The sequence below is a fragment of the Lentzea rhizosphaerae genome, assembly GCF_042649515.1.
Taxonomy (GTDB): Bacteria; Actinomycetota; Actinomycetes; order Mycobacteriales; family Pseudonocardiaceae; genus Lentzea; species Lentzea aerocolonigenes.
Genome location: NZ_JBHRZI010000018.1, coordinates 74053 through 91280, shown reverse-complemented (window position 1 = coordinate 91280; position 17228 = coordinate 74053). Strand labels below are relative to the sequence as shown.

19 protein-coding genes are annotated in these 17228 nt (G+C 68.7%); 13 read left to right on the top strand and 6 right to left on the bottom strand.

What is annotated here, in order from left to right:
* Nucleotides 1-19: 19 nt before the first annotated feature.
* On the bottom strand, nucleotides 20-1522 hold the full coding sequence (locus ACFOWZ_RS23915) for an alpha/beta fold hydrolase (RefSeq protein ID WP_382376015.1): 1503 nt from the start codon (nucleotides 1520-1522) through the stop codon (nucleotides 20-22).
* 203 nt (nucleotides 1523-1725) lie between these two features.
* Here ACFOWZ_RS23915 and ACFOWZ_RS23910 point away from each other — a divergent pair, with 203 nt between their 5' ends.
* A complete protein-coding gene (locus ACFOWZ_RS23910) occupies nucleotides 1726-2595 on the top strand; it encodes an EamA family transporter (protein WP_382376011.1) in 870 nt (289 codons plus the stop codon).
* On the opposite strand, the gene ACFOWZ_RS23905 is transcribed toward ACFOWZ_RS23910, so the two are convergent.
* Complete coding sequence (locus ACFOWZ_RS23905; protein ID WP_030469016.1) at nucleotides 2592-3656, bottom strand: ATP-dependent DNA ligase; 1065 nt, start codon at nucleotides 3654-3656, stop codon at nucleotides 2592-2594. The two genes, ACFOWZ_RS23910 and ACFOWZ_RS23905, sit on opposite strands and share 4 nt — an antisense overlap.
* 128 nt (nucleotides 3657-3784) lie before the next feature.
* Between ACFOWZ_RS23905 and ACFOWZ_RS23900 the strand changes: the two genes are divergently transcribed.
* Complete coding sequence (locus ACFOWZ_RS23900; RefSeq protein ID WP_382376008.1) at nucleotides 3785-4939, top strand: RNA-guided endonuclease InsQ/TnpB family protein; 1155 nt, start codon at nucleotides 3785-3787, stop codon at nucleotides 4937-4939.
* A 93-nt stretch (nucleotides 4940-5032) separates the two neighbouring features.
* Here the strand turns inward: ACFOWZ_RS23900 and ACFOWZ_RS23895 are convergent, their stop codons facing one another.
* Entirely contained in the window at nucleotides 5033-5692 is a 660-nt protein-coding gene (locus ACFOWZ_RS23895; RefSeq protein WP_382376006.1) for a dihydrofolate reductase family protein, read from the bottom strand.
* 66 nt (nucleotides 5693-5758) lie between these two features.
* Between ACFOWZ_RS23895 and zapE the strand changes: the two genes are divergently transcribed.
* From zapE to ACFOWZ_RS23875, 4 genes are all read left to right on the top strand, one after another.
* A complete protein-coding gene (zapE, locus tag ACFOWZ_RS23890) occupies nucleotides 5759-6748 on the top strand; it encodes a cell division protein ZapE (RefSeq protein ID WP_382376004.1) in 990 nt (329 codons plus the stop codon).
* 303 nt (nucleotides 6749-7051) lie between these two features.
* Nucleotides 7052-7297, top strand: coding sequence for a DUF3040 domain-containing protein (locus ACFOWZ_RS23885; protein WP_382376002.1), 246 nt, complete (start codon nucleotides 7052-7054; stop codon nucleotides 7295-7297).
* A gap of 49 nt (nucleotides 7298-7346) precedes the next feature.
* On the top strand, nucleotides 7347-8942 hold the full coding sequence (locus ACFOWZ_RS23880) for an ABC-F family ATP-binding cassette domain-containing protein (protein WP_382376000.1): 1596 nt from the start codon (nucleotides 7347-7349) through the stop codon (nucleotides 8940-8942).
* 2 nt (nucleotides 8943-8944) lie between these two features.
* Nucleotides 8945-9133 (top strand): DUF1737 domain-containing protein, encoded by a 189-nt coding sequence (locus ACFOWZ_RS23875; RefSeq protein WP_382375998.1) that lies wholly within the window; start codon nucleotides 8945-8947, stop codon nucleotides 9131-9133.
* 4 nt (nucleotides 9134-9137) lie between these two features.
* On the opposite strand, the gene ACFOWZ_RS23870 is transcribed toward ACFOWZ_RS23875, so the two are convergent.
* The 3 genes from ACFOWZ_RS23870 to rocD form a co-directional block, all read right to left on the bottom strand.
* Nucleotides 9138-9542 (bottom strand): GNAT family N-acetyltransferase, encoded by a 405-nt coding sequence (locus ACFOWZ_RS23870; protein WP_382375996.1) that lies wholly within the window; start codon nucleotides 9540-9542, stop codon nucleotides 9138-9140.
* Nucleotides 9543-9586: 44 nt separating this feature from the next.
* Nucleotides 9587-10972 (bottom strand): DUF2252 domain-containing protein, encoded by a 1386-nt coding sequence (locus tag ACFOWZ_RS23865; RefSeq protein ID WP_382375994.1) that lies wholly within the window; start codon nucleotides 10970-10972, stop codon nucleotides 9587-9589.
* Between the two features lie 85 nt (nucleotides 10973-11057).
* Nucleotides 11058-12308, bottom strand: a complete 1251-nt coding sequence (gene rocD, locus ACFOWZ_RS23860; protein ID WP_382375992.1) for an ornithine--oxo-acid transaminase — start codon at nucleotides 12306-12308, stop codon at nucleotides 11058-11060.
* A 140-nt stretch (nucleotides 12309-12448) separates the two neighbouring features.
* Between rocD and ACFOWZ_RS23855 the strand changes: the two genes are divergently transcribed.
* The 7 genes from ACFOWZ_RS23855 to ACFOWZ_RS23825 all read left to right on the top strand — a co-directional run bounded on the left by ACFOWZ_RS23855 (nucleotide 12449) and on the right by ACFOWZ_RS23825 (nucleotide 17182).
* Nucleotides 12449-13279: a PPK2 family polyphosphate kinase gene (locus tag ACFOWZ_RS23855; protein ID WP_382375990.1), complete on the top strand. Its 831-nt coding sequence runs from the start codon at nucleotides 12449-12451 to the stop codon at nucleotides 13277-13279.
* Between the two features lie 146 nt (nucleotides 13280-13425).
* A complete protein-coding gene (locus ACFOWZ_RS23850) occupies nucleotides 13426-14481 on the top strand; it encodes a lactonase family protein (protein WP_382375988.1) in 1056 nt (351 codons plus the stop codon).
* 50 nt (nucleotides 14482-14531) lie between these two features.
* On the top strand, nucleotides 14532-15269 hold the full coding sequence (locus ACFOWZ_RS23845) for an SGNH/GDSL hydrolase family protein (protein ID WP_382375986.1): 738 nt from the start codon (nucleotides 14532-14534) through the stop codon (nucleotides 15267-15269).
* Between the two features lie 10 nt (nucleotides 15270-15279).
* Complete coding sequence (locus tag ACFOWZ_RS23840; protein WP_382375984.1) at nucleotides 15280-15582, top strand: ArsR/SmtB family transcription factor; 303 nt, start codon at nucleotides 15280-15282, stop codon at nucleotides 15580-15582.
* The gene (locus ACFOWZ_RS23835; protein WP_382375982.1) at nucleotides 15579-16034 is read left to right on the top strand and encodes an SRPBCC family protein; all 456 of its coding nucleotides are present in this window, start codon (nucleotides 15579-15581) and stop codon (nucleotides 16032-16034) included. Before ACFOWZ_RS23840 ends, ACFOWZ_RS23835 begins: the two co-directional genes overlap by 4 nt.
* Before the next feature lie 10 nt (nucleotides 16035-16044).
* Entirely contained in the window at nucleotides 16045-16812 is a 768-nt protein-coding gene (locus tag ACFOWZ_RS23830) for a HipA family kinase (RefSeq protein ID WP_382375980.1), read from the top strand.
* Nucleotides 16796-17182, top strand: a complete 387-nt coding sequence (locus tag ACFOWZ_RS23825; protein WP_382375978.1) for a DUF3037 domain-containing protein — start codon at nucleotides 16796-16798, stop codon at nucleotides 17180-17182. Before ACFOWZ_RS23830 ends, ACFOWZ_RS23825 begins: the two co-directional genes overlap by 17 nt.
* The last annotated feature ends 46 nt before the right edge of the window (nucleotides 17183-17228 follow it).

Sequence of the window (17228 nt, the reverse complement as noted above, 5' to 3'; positions counted from 1 at the left end):
CCGTCGAGGCTACGGAGTATCAGGGCGGGCAGACGGTGCCGTTCGACGGCACCTTCGCGTCGATCAGGTAGTCGCGCACCGCCGTCGTGGCGCAACCGGACAGGGCCAGCGCCCCGTGCCCGCTGCCCTGCCACCCGATCAACGCCGACCCCGGCAGCCGCTGCGCCGTGTGTTCGGTGCCGGGCGCGGGCGTCGCCGGGTCGTTGGCCGTGCTGAGCACCACGATCGGCGGCGCGCTCTTCAACGGGTCGAGCTTCTCGGCCTTGGGCGGCGGGAACGGGTTGCAGTGCAGAAGCTGGCGGGCGAACACGGCACCGAACAGCGCGTGCTTGCTCTGCCAGTCGGCGGCGAGCGCCTTCACGCGGTCCGGCGGGATGCGCGTGGCAGTGTCGTTGCAGCCGATCACCAGGCCCGCGTCGAAGCGGGGCGGGTTCTCCTCGAGGTCGTTCACCAGCGGGTCGAGGAAGGCGAACAGGCCGCTGGCGTCACCGGCGCGCGCCTTCACCAGTGCGTCGGCCAGCGCGGGCCAGCGTGAGCGTTCGGTGAGGCCGGCCAGGACCGCGTTCAGCGCGGAGCCGGGCGTCAGGTCCACGTACTCGCCGCGGACGCGTGTCGTGCGCAGCTGCGTCAGGAGAGCCTTCACGTCCTCGCGGGGGTTGGCCAGGGCGCAGCCGCGGGTCTTGCAGTCCTTGGCGAACTCGTCGAACGTCGCCTCGGCCGCGACCGCTCGCGACTCGAGGACGCCGACCTGGTCGAGCGTCGGGTCCGGGGCGCCGTCGAGGACGATGCGGCCGATGCGGTTCGGGTAGCGCTGCGTGTAGGTCGTGACGACGCGCGAGCCCTCGCCGAGACCGATGGCGTTGAGACGGTCGGTGCCGAGGTAGTCGCGGAGTCGTTCGAGATCGGCGGCCGCGCGCCAGGAGTCGAACGCGGTCAGCCTGCCCTCCAGGTCGAGCACGCACTCCTGCGACGCCTCACCCGCGGCGACGACGAGGTTCGACTGCTCGGTCTCGGCGGGGTCGTACTCGACGAGCTGCGCGCGCGTTGCCTGCGGTACGCACGAAATGCCGTCCGAACGGCCCGTGCCGCGCCTGTCCACGCCGATGATCGTGTACGTGCTGAGGAGATCCTTCGGCAACGACGCCGCGAGGCGCGCCGCCTTCACCGTGCCGGGCTCACCGCCGGGGTCGTTGACCACGACCAACGCGCTCTTGCCCGTGCCGACGCGCATCAGCGCGATGCCGAGCGTGCCGCGTCCCGGACGTCCCGGCGGGTCGAGCACCACGGTCATGCGCGCACACTCGTACGTCTGGTCGCCCTGGGGAGGGTTGGCGCCGAGGCGGTCCTTCATCTGCTCGTTGCACGGTGACCACGCCAGCGAGTCCTTCTTGTACTCGTCCAGCGGTGGCACGGGCTGCGGGCCCGCGAGCGCGCTCTGGTCGACGGGCTGGTTCTCCTCGCCCTTGACCGCGATCACCGGCCGGGTCGAGGGTCCCGCGCTGCACGCCGTCAGCACGCTCACTGCCAGAAGGGCCAAGGCAGCGCGACGCACAGATGTCCTCACTCTCGTTCACACTCCGGGAAGGTGAGCGTCGCACCTTCCACGTGAGACCGCGGTGAGTCTCGGCACCGCTTTTGTGCCGAGACTCATCGCCGCAGTTGGCTTCTCGGATTGAGCACGGTGAGTCTCGAATTCGAGTGGACATCGTGAGTCAGGATGGGGCCATGGCTCACGCTGACCGGCTCCCCGTCGCCCGGCTGATCGGCGGCATCCCGCCGACCGCGCTCGTGCTGCTCGGGATCGTCAGCGTGCAGGTCGGCGCGGCCATCGCGAAGCAGCTGTTCGCGGTCGCTGGCTCGGCGGGAACCGTCACGTTGCGCCTGGTCGTCGCCGCGCTGGTGCTGGTCCTGATCTGGCGGCCGTCGCTGCGGATGGACCGCCGCACACTCGCCGTCGTCGTGAGCTACGGCGCGGTGCTGGCCGCGATGAACCTCTGCTTCTACGCCGCACTCGACCGCATCCCGCTCGGCGCGGCCGTGACCATCGAGTTCCTCGGCCCGCTCGCGGTGGCCGTCGCCGGTTCGCGGCGCTGGCTCGACGGCGTGTGGGTGCTGCTCGCGGGCGCCGGTGTGGTGCTGCTCACGCGGGTCGAGGGCGGTCTGTTGTGGACGGGCGTGTTGTTCGCGCTGGCCGCCGGCGCGTGCTGGGCGGCGTACATCCTCGTGACGGCGAAGCTCGGCAGTCAGACGACCGACGGCAAAGGGCTCGCGCTCGCCATGGTGGTGGGCTCGGTCATCGCGTTGCCGTTCGGCATCTCGTCGGCGGGCACCGCGATCCTCGACCCGGTCGTGCTCGCGGCCGGGCTCGCCGTGGCGCTGATGTCGTCGGTGATCCCGTACTCGCTGGAGCTGGAGGCGTTGCGCCGCATGCCGCCGCGCGTGTTCGGGATCCTGATGTCGCTGGAGCCCGCGGTCGCGGCGGTGGCGGGTCTGGTGCTGCTCGGCGAGCACCTCAGGCCGGCGCAGTGGGTCGCCGTCTGTTGCGTCGTGATCGCGTCCGTCGGTGCGACCCGGTCGGCGAAGCCCGAGGTCTAACGGGCCCGCAGCTCGCCCTTCAGCACCGAGGCCACGTCGTAGCGGGCCGGGATGTCGAGCTGGTCGTAGCGGCACGACAACGGCTCGCGGTCCGGGCGCCACCGCGCGAACTGGCCGTTGTGCCGCAACCGCACGGGCTGCTCGCCCTCGGTCTGGGTGTAGTGGATCTCCAGCACCCGCTCCGGGCGCAACGCCACGTACTCGGCCTGCTTCCCGCGCCAGCGGTTGATCTCGCCAGGAATCCGTTGCCCCGGAACGGGGTTCGCCCACGGGTGGTCGGCGGACTCGGTGATCAGCGGCGCGAGCTCCTCGGCCAACGAACGGCGTTCGGCGGCCTTGAACGAGCCGCAGACCCCGATGTGGTGCAAGACGTCGTTCGAGTCGTAGACGCCGAGCAGCAGCGAGCCGACGGCCGTGCCGGGCTCGGTGTCCTTGTGCCAGCGCAGGCCCGCGAGCACGACGTCCGCGGTGCGGGCGTGCTTCACCTTGATCATCGAGCGCTTGCCCGGCGTGTACGGGCCGTCCGACGGCTTGCCCATCACGCCGTCCAGGCCGGCGCCCTCGAACAGCGTGAACCACTGCCGCGCCGTCTCGACCGAGGTCGTCGCGGGCGTGATGTTGAGGCCGGGCAACGAGAGCAACGCCTCGCGCCGCGCGACCGTCGGCGACTCGAGCAGCACCTCGGACCCGAGCGCCAGCAGGTCGAACGCGACGAACGTGGCGGGCGTCGACTCCGACAGCATCGTCACGCGGGACGCCGCCGGGTGGATGCGCTCGGACAACGCGTCGAAGTCCAGCTCGTCGTTCTTCGCCACGACGAGCTCGCCGTCGACGACCACCCGGTCAGGCAGCACGTCGAGCATCGACGCGACGACCTCGGGGAAGTAGCGGTTGAGCGGCTTGCCGCTGCGGGACTGCAGGAAGACCTCGTCGCCGGAGCGGAACACCACGCAGCGGAAACCGTCCCACTTGGGCTCGAACAGCAGGTCGGCAGTATCCGGTATACCGTCGACCGCGGTGGCGAGCATGGGCTGCAGAGGTGGCGTCAGCGGTAGGTCCACGCGGTCATCCTGCCTCTTCGTCGAAGTTGTCGCATGAGCATCGGACCGGTGGCAGGAGGGTGCGCTCTCCAGGTTCTGCGCCGACGGCCCGCACCAAGCCTCGAACACGCGTTCGGTATGGTCGTGCGGTGAAGCTCGTCGTGCAGGTCAAGCTGCTGCCGACTGTCGAGCAGGCGGTGGCGTTGCGGTCGACTCTGCACGCGTGCAACGACGCAGCTGCTGCCGTGTCACGGGTAGCGTTCGAGGCGGGTGTGTTTCGTGAGTACGCCTTGCGTAAGGCCGCTTACGCCCCACTGAAGGCACAGGGTCTGGGTGCGCAGGCCGCTCAGCATGTGATCAAGAAAGTCTCGGATGCGTACACCTCCTTGTACGCGAACATCCGCAACGGCAACCTCGGGCCTGCGGGCGGCAGACGTCGGGTGAAGGCGGAATCGAAGCCGATCAGGTTCCGGTCTGATGCGGCGCAGCCATTCGATGACCGCTGTCTGTCGTGGCAGTACGACCAGGGAACCGTGTCGATCTGGACTGTCGCGGGCAGGATGAAGAACTTGCGCTTCACCGGTTCCGCGGACCAACTCACCACGCTGCGTGCGCATCGGAGGGGCGAGTCGGATCTGGTGCACCGGGACGGCATGTGGTTCCTGATCGCCACTTGCGACATCACAGAGAAACCCGAGATCGAACCTGTCGATTGGATCGGCGTCGATCGAGGCATCGTGAACCTGGCCACTACCAGCGACCTGGACAACTTCCAGGGCCGTCGCCTGCAGCGCTACCGACGCTGGCATGCCCGCAAACGTGCTGAGCTGCAGGCGAAGCGGACGAAGTCGGCGCGGCGCCGGTTGAAGCGGCGCACCAAGCGTGAAGCTCGGCACTCGACACACGTGAATCATCAGGTCGCCAAGAAGATTGTGGCTGTTGCCGAACGCACCGGTCGCGGTATTGCCCTGGAAGACCTCGGCGGTATCCGCGACCGGGTCACGGTTTCCCGGCACCAGCGGGCCACACTCACCAGCTGGCCGTTCCACCAGCTCGAACAACACATCCGTTACAAGGCGAAACGCGCTGGTGTGCCGGTGATTCTCGTCGATGCGCGGTACACCAGCCAAATGTGTCCGCGGTGCGGCCACACCGAACGTTCGAACCGTCCCGCCAGAGATTTTTTCCTTTGTCGTCGGTGTGGTCTCGCTGGACCTGCCGATGTCGTCGCCGCCGTGAATGTCCGAACCCGGGCTCGGTCGGCGTGGGTACACGTCAACGTGCCCGACCTGACAGCTGCTTGAGCAGCCATCGGGAAATGCGGCCCGCACACGCGCAGCCAGCCGTGGACGATGAACGCGAACAACGCCCTTGGGATCGAGCCTCAAGTTCGCTCTTCAGGGTTGAGTAGTTGACCTGGAATTTCGCCGCTGGTACCGCAGCAAAAGGACGTCGTCCGCGCGCAGGACCGACGTGAGCTCCAGATCCACCGGCGGCACCACCGGACCGTGCGCGATCCGCGACGAGTCACCAACGGCGAGCAACGGCGAGATAGTCAGGTTCAGCGCGTCGACCAGTCCGTCCGCGATCATCGACCCGAACAGCCGCGGCCCACCTTCCAGGTTGATCCTGTGGAGGCCGCGCGCCGCGAGTTCGGACACCGCCTGCGCGAGGTCGACCTCGTCCTCCCCGGCGACGATCACGTCGGCGGGCAGCGGCGGGAGTCCTGCGGCCGCGCAGGTGATCACGATCGGCGGCACCGCGGAGCCGGTGAACAGCGGCAGGTCCGGCGTCAGCGTCCCGCGCGCGGTCACCACGGCGATCGGCAGCCGTGCCGAGGGCCGGTAGCCCTCGATCAACACCGTTCCGGCTCCCACCAGCACGACGTCGGCCAGTTCCCGGCCGAGTGTGAAGATCTTCTTGTCCGCGGGCGACCCCAGCCCCGCCGAGCGCCCGTCGACCGAGACGGCACCGTCCACGCTGGACACGAAGTTGGCGGTCACCCACGTCCGGTCCGGCGGATAGGCGTAGAGCGACTCGAGGGCTGTGTCGGTCATCTCAACGCCTGGTGAGGGCCACAACATCTGCACGGACACATCCCATCACGCCGATAAGCTGCGGGCATGCGCTTGTCCGACCGGGATCCCCAGATCGGTGCCGACGAACTGATCGAGAACCTGGTGCCGCCACCGAGGTTCGACACCGTCAGCTTCGACACCTACATCCCCAACCCGGACGAGCCGAGCCAGGCCGCCGCGGTCGAGGCCGGCCGCCTGTTCGCCGCGCGGGTCAGCCTCAAGCGCAAGAAGACGTGGTCGCTGTTCGGGTCGAAGGACGACGAGGGCAAGCTCGGCCTCTACCTCGACGGCGGCTTCGGCGTCGGCAAGACCCACCTGCTCGCGTCGCTGTGGCACGCCGTGCCGGGCCCCAAGGCGTACGGCACGTTCGTCGAGCTGACGAACCTCGTCGGAGTGCTGACCTTCCCGGAGGCCGTCCGGCGCCTGAGCGGCCACAAGCTGCTCGCGATCGACGAGTTCGAGCTCGACGACCCCGGCGACACCATGCTGGTCACCCGCCTGATCAAGGAACTGACCGCGGCCGGCGTGTTCGTCGCCGCCACGTCCAACACGCTGCCGGACAAGCTCGGCGAGGGCCGCTTCGCCGCCGCCGACTTCCTGCGCGAGATCCAGTCGATGTCCTCGAAGTTCGACGTGGTCCGCGTCGACGGCCCGGACTACCGCCACCGCGGCCTGCCCGACGCCCCGCCGCCGATGTCGTCCGACGAGCTGGAGACCAAGGCGGCCGACACCGCGGGCTCGACCATCGACGACTTCGACGACCTGTGCAAGGCGCTCGCCCGGATCCACCCGTCGAAGTACGGCCGGCTCCTCGACGGCGTCACGGCCGTGCACCTCAAGGACGTCAAGCCGGCACCGGACCAGAACGTCGGGCTGCGGCTCGTGGCGTTCGGCGACCGGCTCTACGACCGCGACATCCCGGTCGCCGTGTCCGGTCAGCCGCTGTCGGACCTGTTCACCGAGGAGATGCTCAAGGGCGGGTACCGGAAGAAGTACCTGCGCGCGGTTTCCCGGCTGGTCGCGCTGAGCCGCTGACCAGGAGATGTCGCGGGCGTAGCAGCGGTGCAGCTCGGCGTCGATCTCGGCCGACGGCCAAGATCAGCGGGGTCCTGAGCGCCGGCTGGGTCAGCAGGTCGCGGCGACCCGGTCGATCAGCGCGCACCCTCGTAGGCGGCGAACTGCTGTGCGTCGAGTCTCAGCGCGAGCTTCTTCGAATCCCCCGAGCAGGCGCGGGAGTATGACTGATCGGGCGATCCCGAGTTTGACTCAGGCGGCGTTCGAGTATCCACTGGGTGACGAGTGGGAATGATGACGTCCCGACGTCCTCCGGAGGCCCCCATGCTGAGTGAAGCCGAACGCCGCTCGCTCCAGGAGATCGAGCAGCGGTTGCTGGCAGACGAACCGAGATTCGCCCGCACGATGAACCGCCAGGTGCGCCCGTGGCTGTTCTACCTCTTCCTGCTCGTGTTCGGCGGCCTCACGGTGCTGCTGACGGTGATCGGCGCGTTCGGCCCGGCGTTCCAGTGCCTGCTGGTCACGGCCGGTGTGCTCGTGCTGCGCAGGTACCCGATCCGCCTCCGTTAGCCGGAAACTCGCTGGCGCCGGGAACTGGGCACCCCCGACCATCACCGGCGTGGGTTATCTGGAAGCGAACGGGCTCGCGTACGCACTCCCCGACGGCAGGGAGCTGTTCCGCGACGTCTCGTTCAAGGTGAGCGGCGGGACCGTCGTCGCGCTCGTGGGCGCGAACGGTGTCGGCAAGACGACGCTGCAACGGATCCTTTCGGGTGAGCTCACCCCGAAGCAGGGCAGCGTGCACGTGCAGGGCGGGCTGGCGGTGATGCCGCAGTTCATCGGGTCCGTGCGGGACGACTCACTCGTCCGCGACCTGCTTCTCGCCGTCGCCCCGGAGGCGCTGCGCCGGGCCGCGGCCGAGCTGGACGAGGCCGAGCTCGCGTTGATGGACACCGACGACGAAGCCGCCCAGATGCGGTACGCAAACGCTCTCACCAGCTACGGCGAGGCCGGCGGGTACGACGTCGAGGTGCTCTGGGACACCGTCACCGTCGCCGCACTCGGCCTGCCCTACGACCGGGCACGGTTCCGCGAGGTGCGCACGCTGTCCGGCGGCGAGCAGAAACGCCTGGTCCTGGAAACGTTGCTGCGCGGCCACGAGCAGGTCCTGCTGCTCGACGAGCCCGACAACTACCTCGACGTGCCCGGCAAGCGCTGGCTGGAGGACCGGCTGAAGGCCACCGACAAGGCCGTGCTGGTCGTCAGCCACGACCGCGAGCTGCTGGCCAACGCCGCCACGCACGTCGTCACGGTCGAGGCGCATTCCGCGTGGACGCACGCCGGCTCGTTCGCGACCTGGCACGCCGCCCGCGCGAAACGCATCGAGAAGCTGCTGGAAGATCACCGCCGCTGGAACGAGGAGCACGAGCGGCTCAAGGAACTCGTGCGCACGCTCCAACAGCAGGCGAAGTACTACGAGTCGATGGCGCCGAAGTACCGAGTCATGGCCGCACGGCTGCAACGGTTCGAGGAAGCCGGCCCACCACCGGAGATCCCCACGGACGAGAAGGTCAATCCCCGGCTGAAGGGCGGCCGCACCGGCGTTCGCGCGATCACGTGCGAGGAGCTGGAGCTGACCGGGCTGATGAAGCCGTTCTCGCAGGAGATCTTCTTCGGCGACCGGGTCGCAGTCCTCGGCTCGAACGGGTCCGGCAAGAGCCACTTCCTGCGGCTGCTCGGCGGCGACGACGTCCGCACGACCGGCGCGTGGAAGCTCGGCGCCCGTGTGGTGCCCGGCCTGTTCGCGCAGACGCACGAGCACCCGGAGTGGCTCGGCCGCACGCTCGTCGACATCCTCTGGCACGGCGACGACCAGCGTCGTGGCCGCGATCGTGGCGCGGCGATGTCCGTGCTGAAGCGCTACGGGCTCGACAAGTCGGGTGACCAGCGGTTCGAGAACCTCTCGGGCGGTCAGCAGGCGCGGTTCCAGATCCTGCTGCTGGAGCTGTCCGGGGCGACGCTGCTGCTGCTCGACGAGCCGACGGACAACCTCGACCTCGCGTCGGCGGAGGCGCTGCAGAACGCGTTGAACGACTTCGAGGGCACGGTCGTGGCGGTCACGCACGACCGGTGGTTCGCCAAGTCGTTCGACCGGTTCCTGCACTTCCGGGCGGACGGGCGAGTGTCCGAAGTAGACGAACCGGTCTGGAGCTGATCATGAGCGCACCCCCGGACGATCTGCCGGTCTACCGAGTTCTGACCGGGCCTGACGACGCGACGTTCTGCCGCAGGGTCAGCGAGATGATCGCGCTGGGCTACCGGTTGCACGAAGGTCCCGCGGTGACCTTCGACGGCGAACGGGTGATCGTCGCCCAGGCCGTGCTGTGGCCGGGGGCCGTCGGCTGACGGCTCAGAGCTCCCAGGAGACGAAGGCGCCGTCGTCGATCGACCCGCCCGCCTTCTTGTAGGTGGCCTGCGCCGCCGCGTCCCCTGCGGCGGTCCCGGTCCACATCGCGTAGCAACCCCGTTCCGCCGCAAGGGTTTTCAGGGCCTCCACCAACGCCGTGCCGATGCCGCGGCGCAGGAACGCGTCGTCCACGCCGAGCTCGTAGAGGAACATCTCGGTGCCCTTGTCCGGATGTGTCGTCTCCACACCGGACACGAACCCGGCCGGCTGGTCGCCGACGTAGGCGATCAGCAGGTGGCTGTGATCCTGCGCCAGGAACCGCGCCGTCGCGTCCGGCTGCGGCGGCGCGTCGAACAGGTGCGCGGCGGCGAACACGTCGTCGGGGGAGGCGGCGCGGCGGATCTTCATACCGCCAGGCTAGGTCAACTTTCCGCGACAGGCCCGAAGGCGCGTCAGCGGTCCTCGACGACCGCGGGCAGCCTGCCGCTCCTGACGAGCCGGGTCAGCTCCTCGTGGTCGGCCTCGGTCTGGTCCGCGTAGTCGAACGCGTACTTCGCGAACGCCTCGTCGAGATCCTCGCCGCCGCCGTTCTGGAAGTACCCGGCGAGCAGCCGCGGATCGAGTGAACGCGTGTGCGCGCGGGCCAGCAGGGCGCCCGCGAACCGGCCGTAGTCGTCGAGGTCGTCGCGCTTCAGCGTGGTCGCGTCGATCTCGCCCTTGCGGTTGCGGAACTGCCGCACGATGAACGGCCGGCCCTCGATCGTCGTCCAGCCCAGCAGGATGTCCGACTCGGCCTGCACGAGCCGCGCGCCGTGCACGATCCGCTTGCCCTCGTGCTTGGCGGGCTCGACGTCGAGGAACGGTTGCAGGGCGGAAGCGCGGGCTTCCTTGGCCTGCAACACCAGCGCCTCGGTGCCGTTGCCGTGCAACAGGATCAGGTAGTTGCGCAGGCCGACGCTGCCCGTGCCGACGACGCGGAACGCCACGTCCGACACGCCGTAACGCATGATCAGGTTCCGCCGCGACTCGCGCAGGGTGTCCACGTAGGACGGCAGCGCGGCGATCACGGCCTGTGCGGTTGCAGGGGAGACATCGGTGAACGTCGGCGGGTTCGTGATGAACCGCCACTTCTCGCCGTCGTGGGCGGTCCACTTCGCGGCGAAGCGGGCGCTGGTGTTCTTGCGCGACTTCTCGGCGGCCTTGGAGAAGTCGTTGATCAGGTCGTCGGCCTTGACCTTCGACAGCGTGGACTGGTCGCCCAGCGCGGTCCACGAGTCCATGAACGGCATCTCCGCGAGGCGCCTGATCACGGCGCGGTAGGCGCTCACCGCGTCCTCGGCGGCGTCGCGGCAGCCCTTGTCCGACACACCGCCGACCCGGCCCGCCAGCACCAGGGACGCCACGAGCCGCTTGAGGTCCCACTCCCACGGGCCGGGCAGCGTCTCGTCGAAGTCGTTGATGTCCATGACGATCTGGCCCTCGGGCGTGCCGTAGAGGCCGAAGTTCGCTGCGTGTGCATCACCGCACAACTGAGCGTGCAGGCCGGTCGAGCACCCGGCCGCGAGGTCGCCCGCCTGGAGACCGGCGGCGCCGCGGAAGAAGGCGAACGGGTTGGCGAGCATCCTGCCGATCCGCAACGGGATCAGGTGCTCCAGCCGTCCGGTGTTGCTCGCGTTCACGAACTCCAGCACGGACGGGCGCGAGGCGGCCAGCGAGGCGGCGCGGTGGGCCTTGAAGTCCACAGAGGACCGCAGCGCACGGCCCTGCGCGTAGACCTCCTCCGGCTCGGTCCACGTGCCCAGAGCAGCCGCGGCCTCCATGCGCACCCGTTCACCCATACGAGTAATGATGCCTCAGACAGAAACGATGAACGGCGCATTCGTACACCTCAGGTGGACGAATGCGCCGTTCATCGAGAGCGAATCACCCCAAATCGGGACGAACGACCTCCGCGATCGCCTGCACGCCCTTGTCGATCTCCTCGCGGGTGATCACCAGAGGAGGTGCCACCCGCAGCGTCGACGCGTGGGTCTCCTTGCAGAGCACCCCGCGCGCGGCCAGTGCCTCGGACGCGGCACGTCCCACCGGGCCGCCGGGCGCGATCTCGACGCCGGCCCACAGGCCGCGCCCGCGCACCTCTGCCACGCCGTGGCCGACGAGCTTGTTCAGTTCCGCGTGCAGGTACGCGCCCAGCTCGCGGGAACGCTCCTGGAACTCGCCGGTCTCCAGCAGCCGCACGACCGCACGGCCCACGGCGCACGCGAGCGGGTTGCCGCCGAACGTCGACCCGTGCTCACCGGGCTTGAGCACGCCCAGAACCGCGCGGGAACCCACGACCGCGGACACCGGCAGGATGCCGCCGCCCAGTGCCTTGCCCAGCGTGTAGAGGTCGGCGCGCACACCTTCGTGGTCCAAGGCGAACAGCTCGCCGGTGCGGCCGAGGCCGGACTGGATCTCGTCGGCGATCATCAGAACGTTGTGCTCGTCGCACAGGCGGCGGATTCCGGCCAGGTATCCGGCGGGCGGCACGACCACGCCGGCCTCGCCCTGGATCGGCTCGATCAGGATCGCGGCGGTGCGCGGCGAGATGGCGGACTCGACCTCGTCGAGGGTGCCGTACTTGACCACCTTGAAGCCCGGCGTGAACGGGCCGAAGTCGTTGCGCGCCGTCTCGTCGGTCGAGAACGACACGATGGTCGTGGTGCGACCGTGGAAGTTGGACCCGGCCACGATGATCTCGGCAGTGCCCTCCGGCACGCCCTTGACCTGGTACGCCCACTTGCGGGCGACCTTGATCGCGGACTCCACGGCCTCGGCGCCGGAGTTCATCGCGAGCACCATCTCGGTGCCGGTCAGAGAGGCGAGCTCACGGCAGAACAGGCCGAACTGGTCGTGGTGGAACGCACGGCTGGTCAGCGTGACGCGGCTGAGCTGGTCGACGGCGGCGGCCACCAGGGCGGGGTGGCGGTGGCCGAAGTTCAGCGACGAGTAGCCGGACAGGAAGTCCAGGTAGCGGCGGCCTTCGACGTCGGTGACCCACGCCCCCTCGCCCTGCGAGATGACCACCGGCAGCGGGTGGTAGTTGTGCGTGCTCCACTCCTCGTCAAGAGCGACGTAGTCAGCGCTAGCCAAATTGGTGGTCTCCGCGGTCCGGTGCTCAGCGATGGCGGTCATCCTCCAAGGCTAGGGTGCAGAACAAGCGATTTCGACCGTGATGCGTTGCACGCTGGCTCAGTTCGTTGCGTAGATTCACCGATCAGCGGCGAATCTTTGCCCAGCGGGCGGGATCGGCGGTGAATCGCTACGGTCAGATGATGGCGAAGAAGTCGGTTCGTGAAGCCCTGCGACTCGATCAGGTGGATCTCTCCACCCTCGACCCGGCCGGTCGTCCGATCGGCCCCAAGAACAAGAAGGAGGCCGCGGAGGACCTCGCCGCCACCGGGACCGAGCTGGACGGCCTGCAGGAGGCGCTGTACGCGGAGAACTCTCGCGCGGTGCTCCTCGTGTTGCAAGGGATGGACACCTCCGGCAAGGGTGGCGTCGTCAGGCACGTCGTCGGTCTGGTGAACCCGCAGGGCGTGCGCATCGCGTCGTTCAAGAAGCCGACTCCCGCCGAACGTCGCCAGCACTTCCTGTGGCGCATCAGGAAGGTTCTTCCGGAGAAGGGGCGCATCGGCGCGTTCGACCGTTCCCACTACGAGGACGTCCTCGTGCCGAAGGTGGAGCGTCTGCTCACGGCCGCCGAGATCAAGAAGCGCTACAAGGAGATCAACGCGTTCGAGAAGGAGCTCGCGGACGCCGGCACCACGGTGATCAAGTGCTTCCTGCACATCTCACCGGAGGTGCAGAAGGAACGCCTGCTCGCACGGCTGGACGACCCGCGCAAGAACTGGAAGTACAACCCTGCCGACATCGACGTGCGCTCCAAGTGGTCGAGGTACCAGGAGGCGTACACCCTGGCGTTGCGGAACTGCGCGGACACGCCCTGGTACGCGGTTCCCGCCGACCGCAAGTGGTACCGGAACTGGGCGGTGAGCCGGTTGCTGCTGGAGACCCTGCGGGAGATGGACCCGAAGTTCCCTCCGCCCGCCTACGACCTCGAGGCCGAGAAGGCCCGGTTGACCTGGAACGATCCGTTGCGCTGAGCGCAATCTTCATTGCACCTATTGCCTGACTGTAACGGTCTAGGCCACTGTGGGCTGCGCCGCCGACGAGAGTATCCGGAGGTGCGGACGTGGGTGTGGACCGGCGACGGTTTCTCGGAGCCATGGGTGTGGGAGCGGGATTGCTGATGACCGGAGGAACGGCCGAAGCGGCCCCTGTGGCCAGGAGAGTCTTCTTCGGCGCCTACACGACGTGGAGCGGTGGCGCCAAGGGCATCGGCATCGGCACTTACGACACGGCGAACGGCCAGCTGAAGACGACCGGCGTGATCACGGGTGTGGTCAACCCGTCGTTCGTGATCGAGTCGCGCGACGGCCGGTTCCTGTACGCGGTCAACGAGAACACCAAGGGCGAGGTCACCGCGATCGACGCGAGCACGCTCAAGGTGATCAACAAGCAGCCGACCGGTGGCGCCGACCCGTGCCACCTGACGCTCGACCCGTCCGGGAAGTTCCTGATCACCGCGGACTACTCGTCGGGCTCGCTGAGCGTGTTCCCGGTCAAGGCGGACGGCAGTCTGGGCGCGCGCACGCAGAAGGTGCAGCACAAGGGATCCGGGCCCGACCCGGACCGCCAGCAGGGTCCGCACGCGCACCACGTCGTGTTCGACCTGGCCGGACGGTACGCGGCGGCGGTCGACCTGGGCGCGGACTCGGTGTTCGTGTACTCGTTCACCGCGGGCCAGCTCAAGGGAGTCTCGACGGCGAAGTTCAAGCCGGGCGCCGGACCGCGCCACATCGCGTTCCACCCCAACGGCAGGACGGCGTACGTCGCGAACGAGCTGGACTCGACCATCGTGGCGTGCGGCTACGCCGACGGGAAGCTCACGCCGGGCCAGGTGCTCAAGACCGCGCCTGCTTCCGGGGTGCGCAACTACCCGGCCGAGGTGCTGGTGTCCGGTGACGGGAAGTTCGTCTACCTGTCGAACCGCGGGCACGACAGCGTGGCGCACTTCGCGGTCAACGGCGCGGAGCTGGCACTGGTCGGCCACACGCCGGTCGGTGGCAAGTACCCGCGGCACGTCACGCTCGACCCGTCCGGGCAGTTCCTCTTCGCGGCCAACCAGAACTCGAGCAACGTGACGTCGTTCGCGGTGGACCGGGCGAGCGGGAAGCTGACGCCGTCCGGCACGCCGCTGCAGACCGCGATCCCGGTCTGCGTGCTGCCCACACGTCTGGGTTAATGCCCTTCTAGTCGATCGTCCACAGTGGTACTCCAGCCTTCATGGGTCTCATGGCTGGGGTACTGGCAGTAGCTCTGATGGCGCCCGCGCCGTTCGCACCGGAGTACGTCGCACTCGGCGACTCCTACGCGTCCGGTGCGGGCGCCGGTTCCTATGTGGACGGCTCGTGTCGCCGCAGCTCGAACGCCTACCCGGCGTTGCGGGGCAAGGACTTCCCGGCGTTCAGGTTCGTCGCGTGCAGCGGAGCGACCACGAAGTCGCTCAGGTCGCAGTTCCGGGCGCTGACCCCGGCCACGACGTTCGTCACGATCACCGTCGGCGGCAACGACCTCGGGTTCGTCGACGTGATGACGACCTGCACGCTCAAGGGCGACCGGGCGTGTGAGAACCGGGTCGGGAAGGCGCGGGACTTCACCCGCGACCAGCTGCCCGCCCGGCTCGACGCCACCTACGCCACGATCAGGACGGCCGCGCCGAACGCCGAGCTGGTCGTGCTCGGCTATCCGCGGCTGTTCACGCCGGACGACGACTGCCGCACCCTGTCCAGGGCCAAGCGGCAGGCGCTCAACGACGCCGCCGACGAGCTGTCCGGCGTGATCGCGGAGGCGGCCTCACGTGCGGGTGTGCGGTACGTCGACGTGAGGGAAGCGTTTGCGGACCACGGCGTGTGCTCGTCCGAGCCGTGGATCAACGCCTTGGTCAACCCGACCGGCGACTCCTACCACCCGAACAGGGCCGGGCAGGCCGCGTACTTCGAGGCGTTGACAGCGGGACTCCGTAAGTTCTAACTTACCGTTCGTGGAGACTTACCAAGTGGCGTTCGCGGCGCTCGGCGACCCGACCCGCCGCGAGATCTTCACGCTGCTCGTGGCCAGGCCTCGGGCGGTGGGGGAGATCGCCGCCGAGCTGCCCGTGTCGCGGCCGGCCGTGTCGCAGCACCTCAAGGTGCTCAAAGAGGCACGGCTGGTCCGCGTCGAGGCGGAGGGAACAAGGCGGCGGTACTCCGTCGACCACGTCGGGGTGGCCGCGATGCGCGACTACCTCGACGACGTGTGGGGTCAGGCACTCGCGAACTTCGCTGCGGCGGTGGAGGAACAATGACGGAAGTAAGACGGTCCGTGCTGGTCAACGCAGGTGCAGACCACGCGTTCAAGGTGTTCACGGAGAAGTTCGTGACGTGGTGGCCGCCCGCGCACCACATCGGTGCGGCGGAGCTGAAGGACGTCGTGGTCGAACCGCGCGACGGCGGCCGCTGGTACGAGATCGGCACGGACGGCGCCGAGTGCGACTGGGGTTCGGTGAAGGCCTGGGAACCGCCGTCGCGGCTGCTGCTGGCCTGGCACCTCGACGGCGACTGGGACTACGACCCCGATCCGGCGAAGGCGTCCGAGGTGGAGATCACCTTCACGCCCGAGGGCTCCGGAACCCGAGTCGAGCTGGTGCACCGCAACTTCGAACGGCACTTCACCAAGCCTGAACGGGTCCGCGAGGGCGTCAGCGGCGACGGTGGCTGGGGCGGAATTCTGCTCGGCTTCCAGAAGGCCTTCGTGTGATCATGCGCGGGTGAGTCTGCTGAGAGAGGTCACGGCCACCCGGTACGTGACGCCGTTCCGCGAGGGCGGGTCGATGCCGGGTCTGGTCGAGGCCGACGACCTGGGTATGTACGTGGTGAAGTTCCGCGGCGCGGGGCAGGGAGTGAAGGTCCTGGTCGCCGAGATCGTCGTCGGCGAGCTGGCCCGGCGGCTGGGCTTCCGCATACCCGAGATCGTGCTCGTGCACCTCGACCCCGAGCTCGCCCGCGCGGAACCCGACCAGGAGGTCCAGGAGCTGCTGCGGGCCAGCGGCGGCCTGAACCTCGGCCTCGACTACCTGCCAGGCTCCTTCGACTTCAACCCGGTCGTGCGCGACCCCGGCACCGAACTGGCGACGAGGCTGTTGTGGTTCGATGCCCTCGTGCTCAACGTGGACCGCAGCTGGCGCAACCCGAACATGCTGCTGTGGCACCGGGAACCGTGGCTGATCGACCACGGCGCCGCGCTGTACTTCCACTACTCGTGGAGCCCGGAACGCCCGGCCACCAAGGACTACCGGTTCGACGCGTCCGACCACGCGATGCTGCCCAACGCGGGCAGCGTGTCCGAAGTGGACGCCGAGATGGCCGCGAAGATCACCCCCGAGCTGCTCGACGAGGTGCTCGCGCTCGTTCCGGACGAGTGGCTGGAAGGTGATCCCGCGGAACTCCGCCAGCGGTACAGGGACTTCTTCACCCACCGCCTTGCCCACCGCGGCTGGGTCGACTCGCTGGAGGCCGCGCGTGCCGCACGTGTTTGAGTACGCGCTGCTGCGGGCGGTGCCGCGGCAGGAGCGTGGCGAGTTCATGAACGTCGGTGTCATCGTCTACTGCCGCGACTTGGACTTCCTGTGTGCCAAGACCTATGTGGACGGTGACCGGTTGCGGGCGCTGGACCCGCAGCTGGACGTGGAGACGCTGGAAACGTCGCTGAAGCACCTCACGAACTCGTGTGACGGCTCACCGGACGCCGGTCCGGTGAGCACGACCACAGTGGGGCAGCGGTTCCGGTGGCTGACGGCGCCGCGCAGCACGATCGTCCAGACGTCGCCCGCGCACACCGGATGGACCGACAACCCGTCTGCCGAGGTCAACCGCCTTTTCGAAGCACTGGTGCTGCCGCCCCGGTAGGTTTCCTCGCAACCTGAGGGGGCGCACCGCGTCCCTAGGTGCAAAG

Coding starts and splice junctions, on each gene's coding strand:
- ACFOWZ_RS23910 (WP_382376011.1), top strand. CDS start 1,726: ATGGCTCACGCTGACCGGCTCCCCGTCGCCCGGCTGATCGGCGGCATC.
- ACFOWZ_RS23895 (WP_382376006.1), bottom strand. CDS start 5,692: ATGACCGACACAGCCCTCGAGTCGCTCTACGCCTATCCGCCGGACCGG.
- zapE (WP_382376004.1), top strand. CDS start 5,759: ATGCGCTTGTCCGACCGGGATCCCCAGATCGGTGCCGACGAACTGATC.
- ACFOWZ_RS23885 (WP_382376002.1), top strand. CDS start 7,052: ATGCTGAGTGAAGCCGAACGCCGCTCGCTCCAGGAGATCGAGCAGCGG.
- ACFOWZ_RS23875 (WP_382375998.1), top strand. CDS start 8,945: ATGAGCGCACCCCCGGACGATCTGCCGGTCTACCGAGTTCTGACCGGG.
- ACFOWZ_RS23870 (WP_382375996.1), bottom strand. CDS start 9,542: ATGAAGATCCGCCGCGCCGCCTCCCCCGACGACGTGTTCGCCGCCGCG.
- ACFOWZ_RS23865 (WP_382375994.1), bottom strand. CDS start 10,972: ATGGGTGAACGGGTGCGCATGGAGGCCGCGGCTGCTCTGGGCACGTGG.
- rocD (WP_382375992.1), bottom strand. CDS start 12,308: ATGACCGCCATCGCTGAGCACCGGACCGCGGAGACCACCAATTTGGCT.
- ACFOWZ_RS23855 (WP_382375990.1), top strand. CDS start 12,449: ATGGCGAAGAAGTCGGTTCGTGAAGCCCTGCGACTCGATCAGGTGGAT.
- ACFOWZ_RS23850 (WP_382375988.1), top strand. CDS start 13,426: ATGACCGGAGGAACGGCCGAAGCGGCCCCTGTGGCCAGGAGAGTCTTC.
- ACFOWZ_RS23845 (WP_382375986.1), top strand. CDS start 14,532: ATGGCTGGGGTACTGGCAGTAGCTCTGATGGCGCCCGCGCCGTTCGCA.
- ACFOWZ_RS23835 (WP_382375982.1), top strand. CDS start 15,579: ATGACGGAAGTAAGACGGTCCGTGCTGGTCAACGCAGGTGCAGACCAC.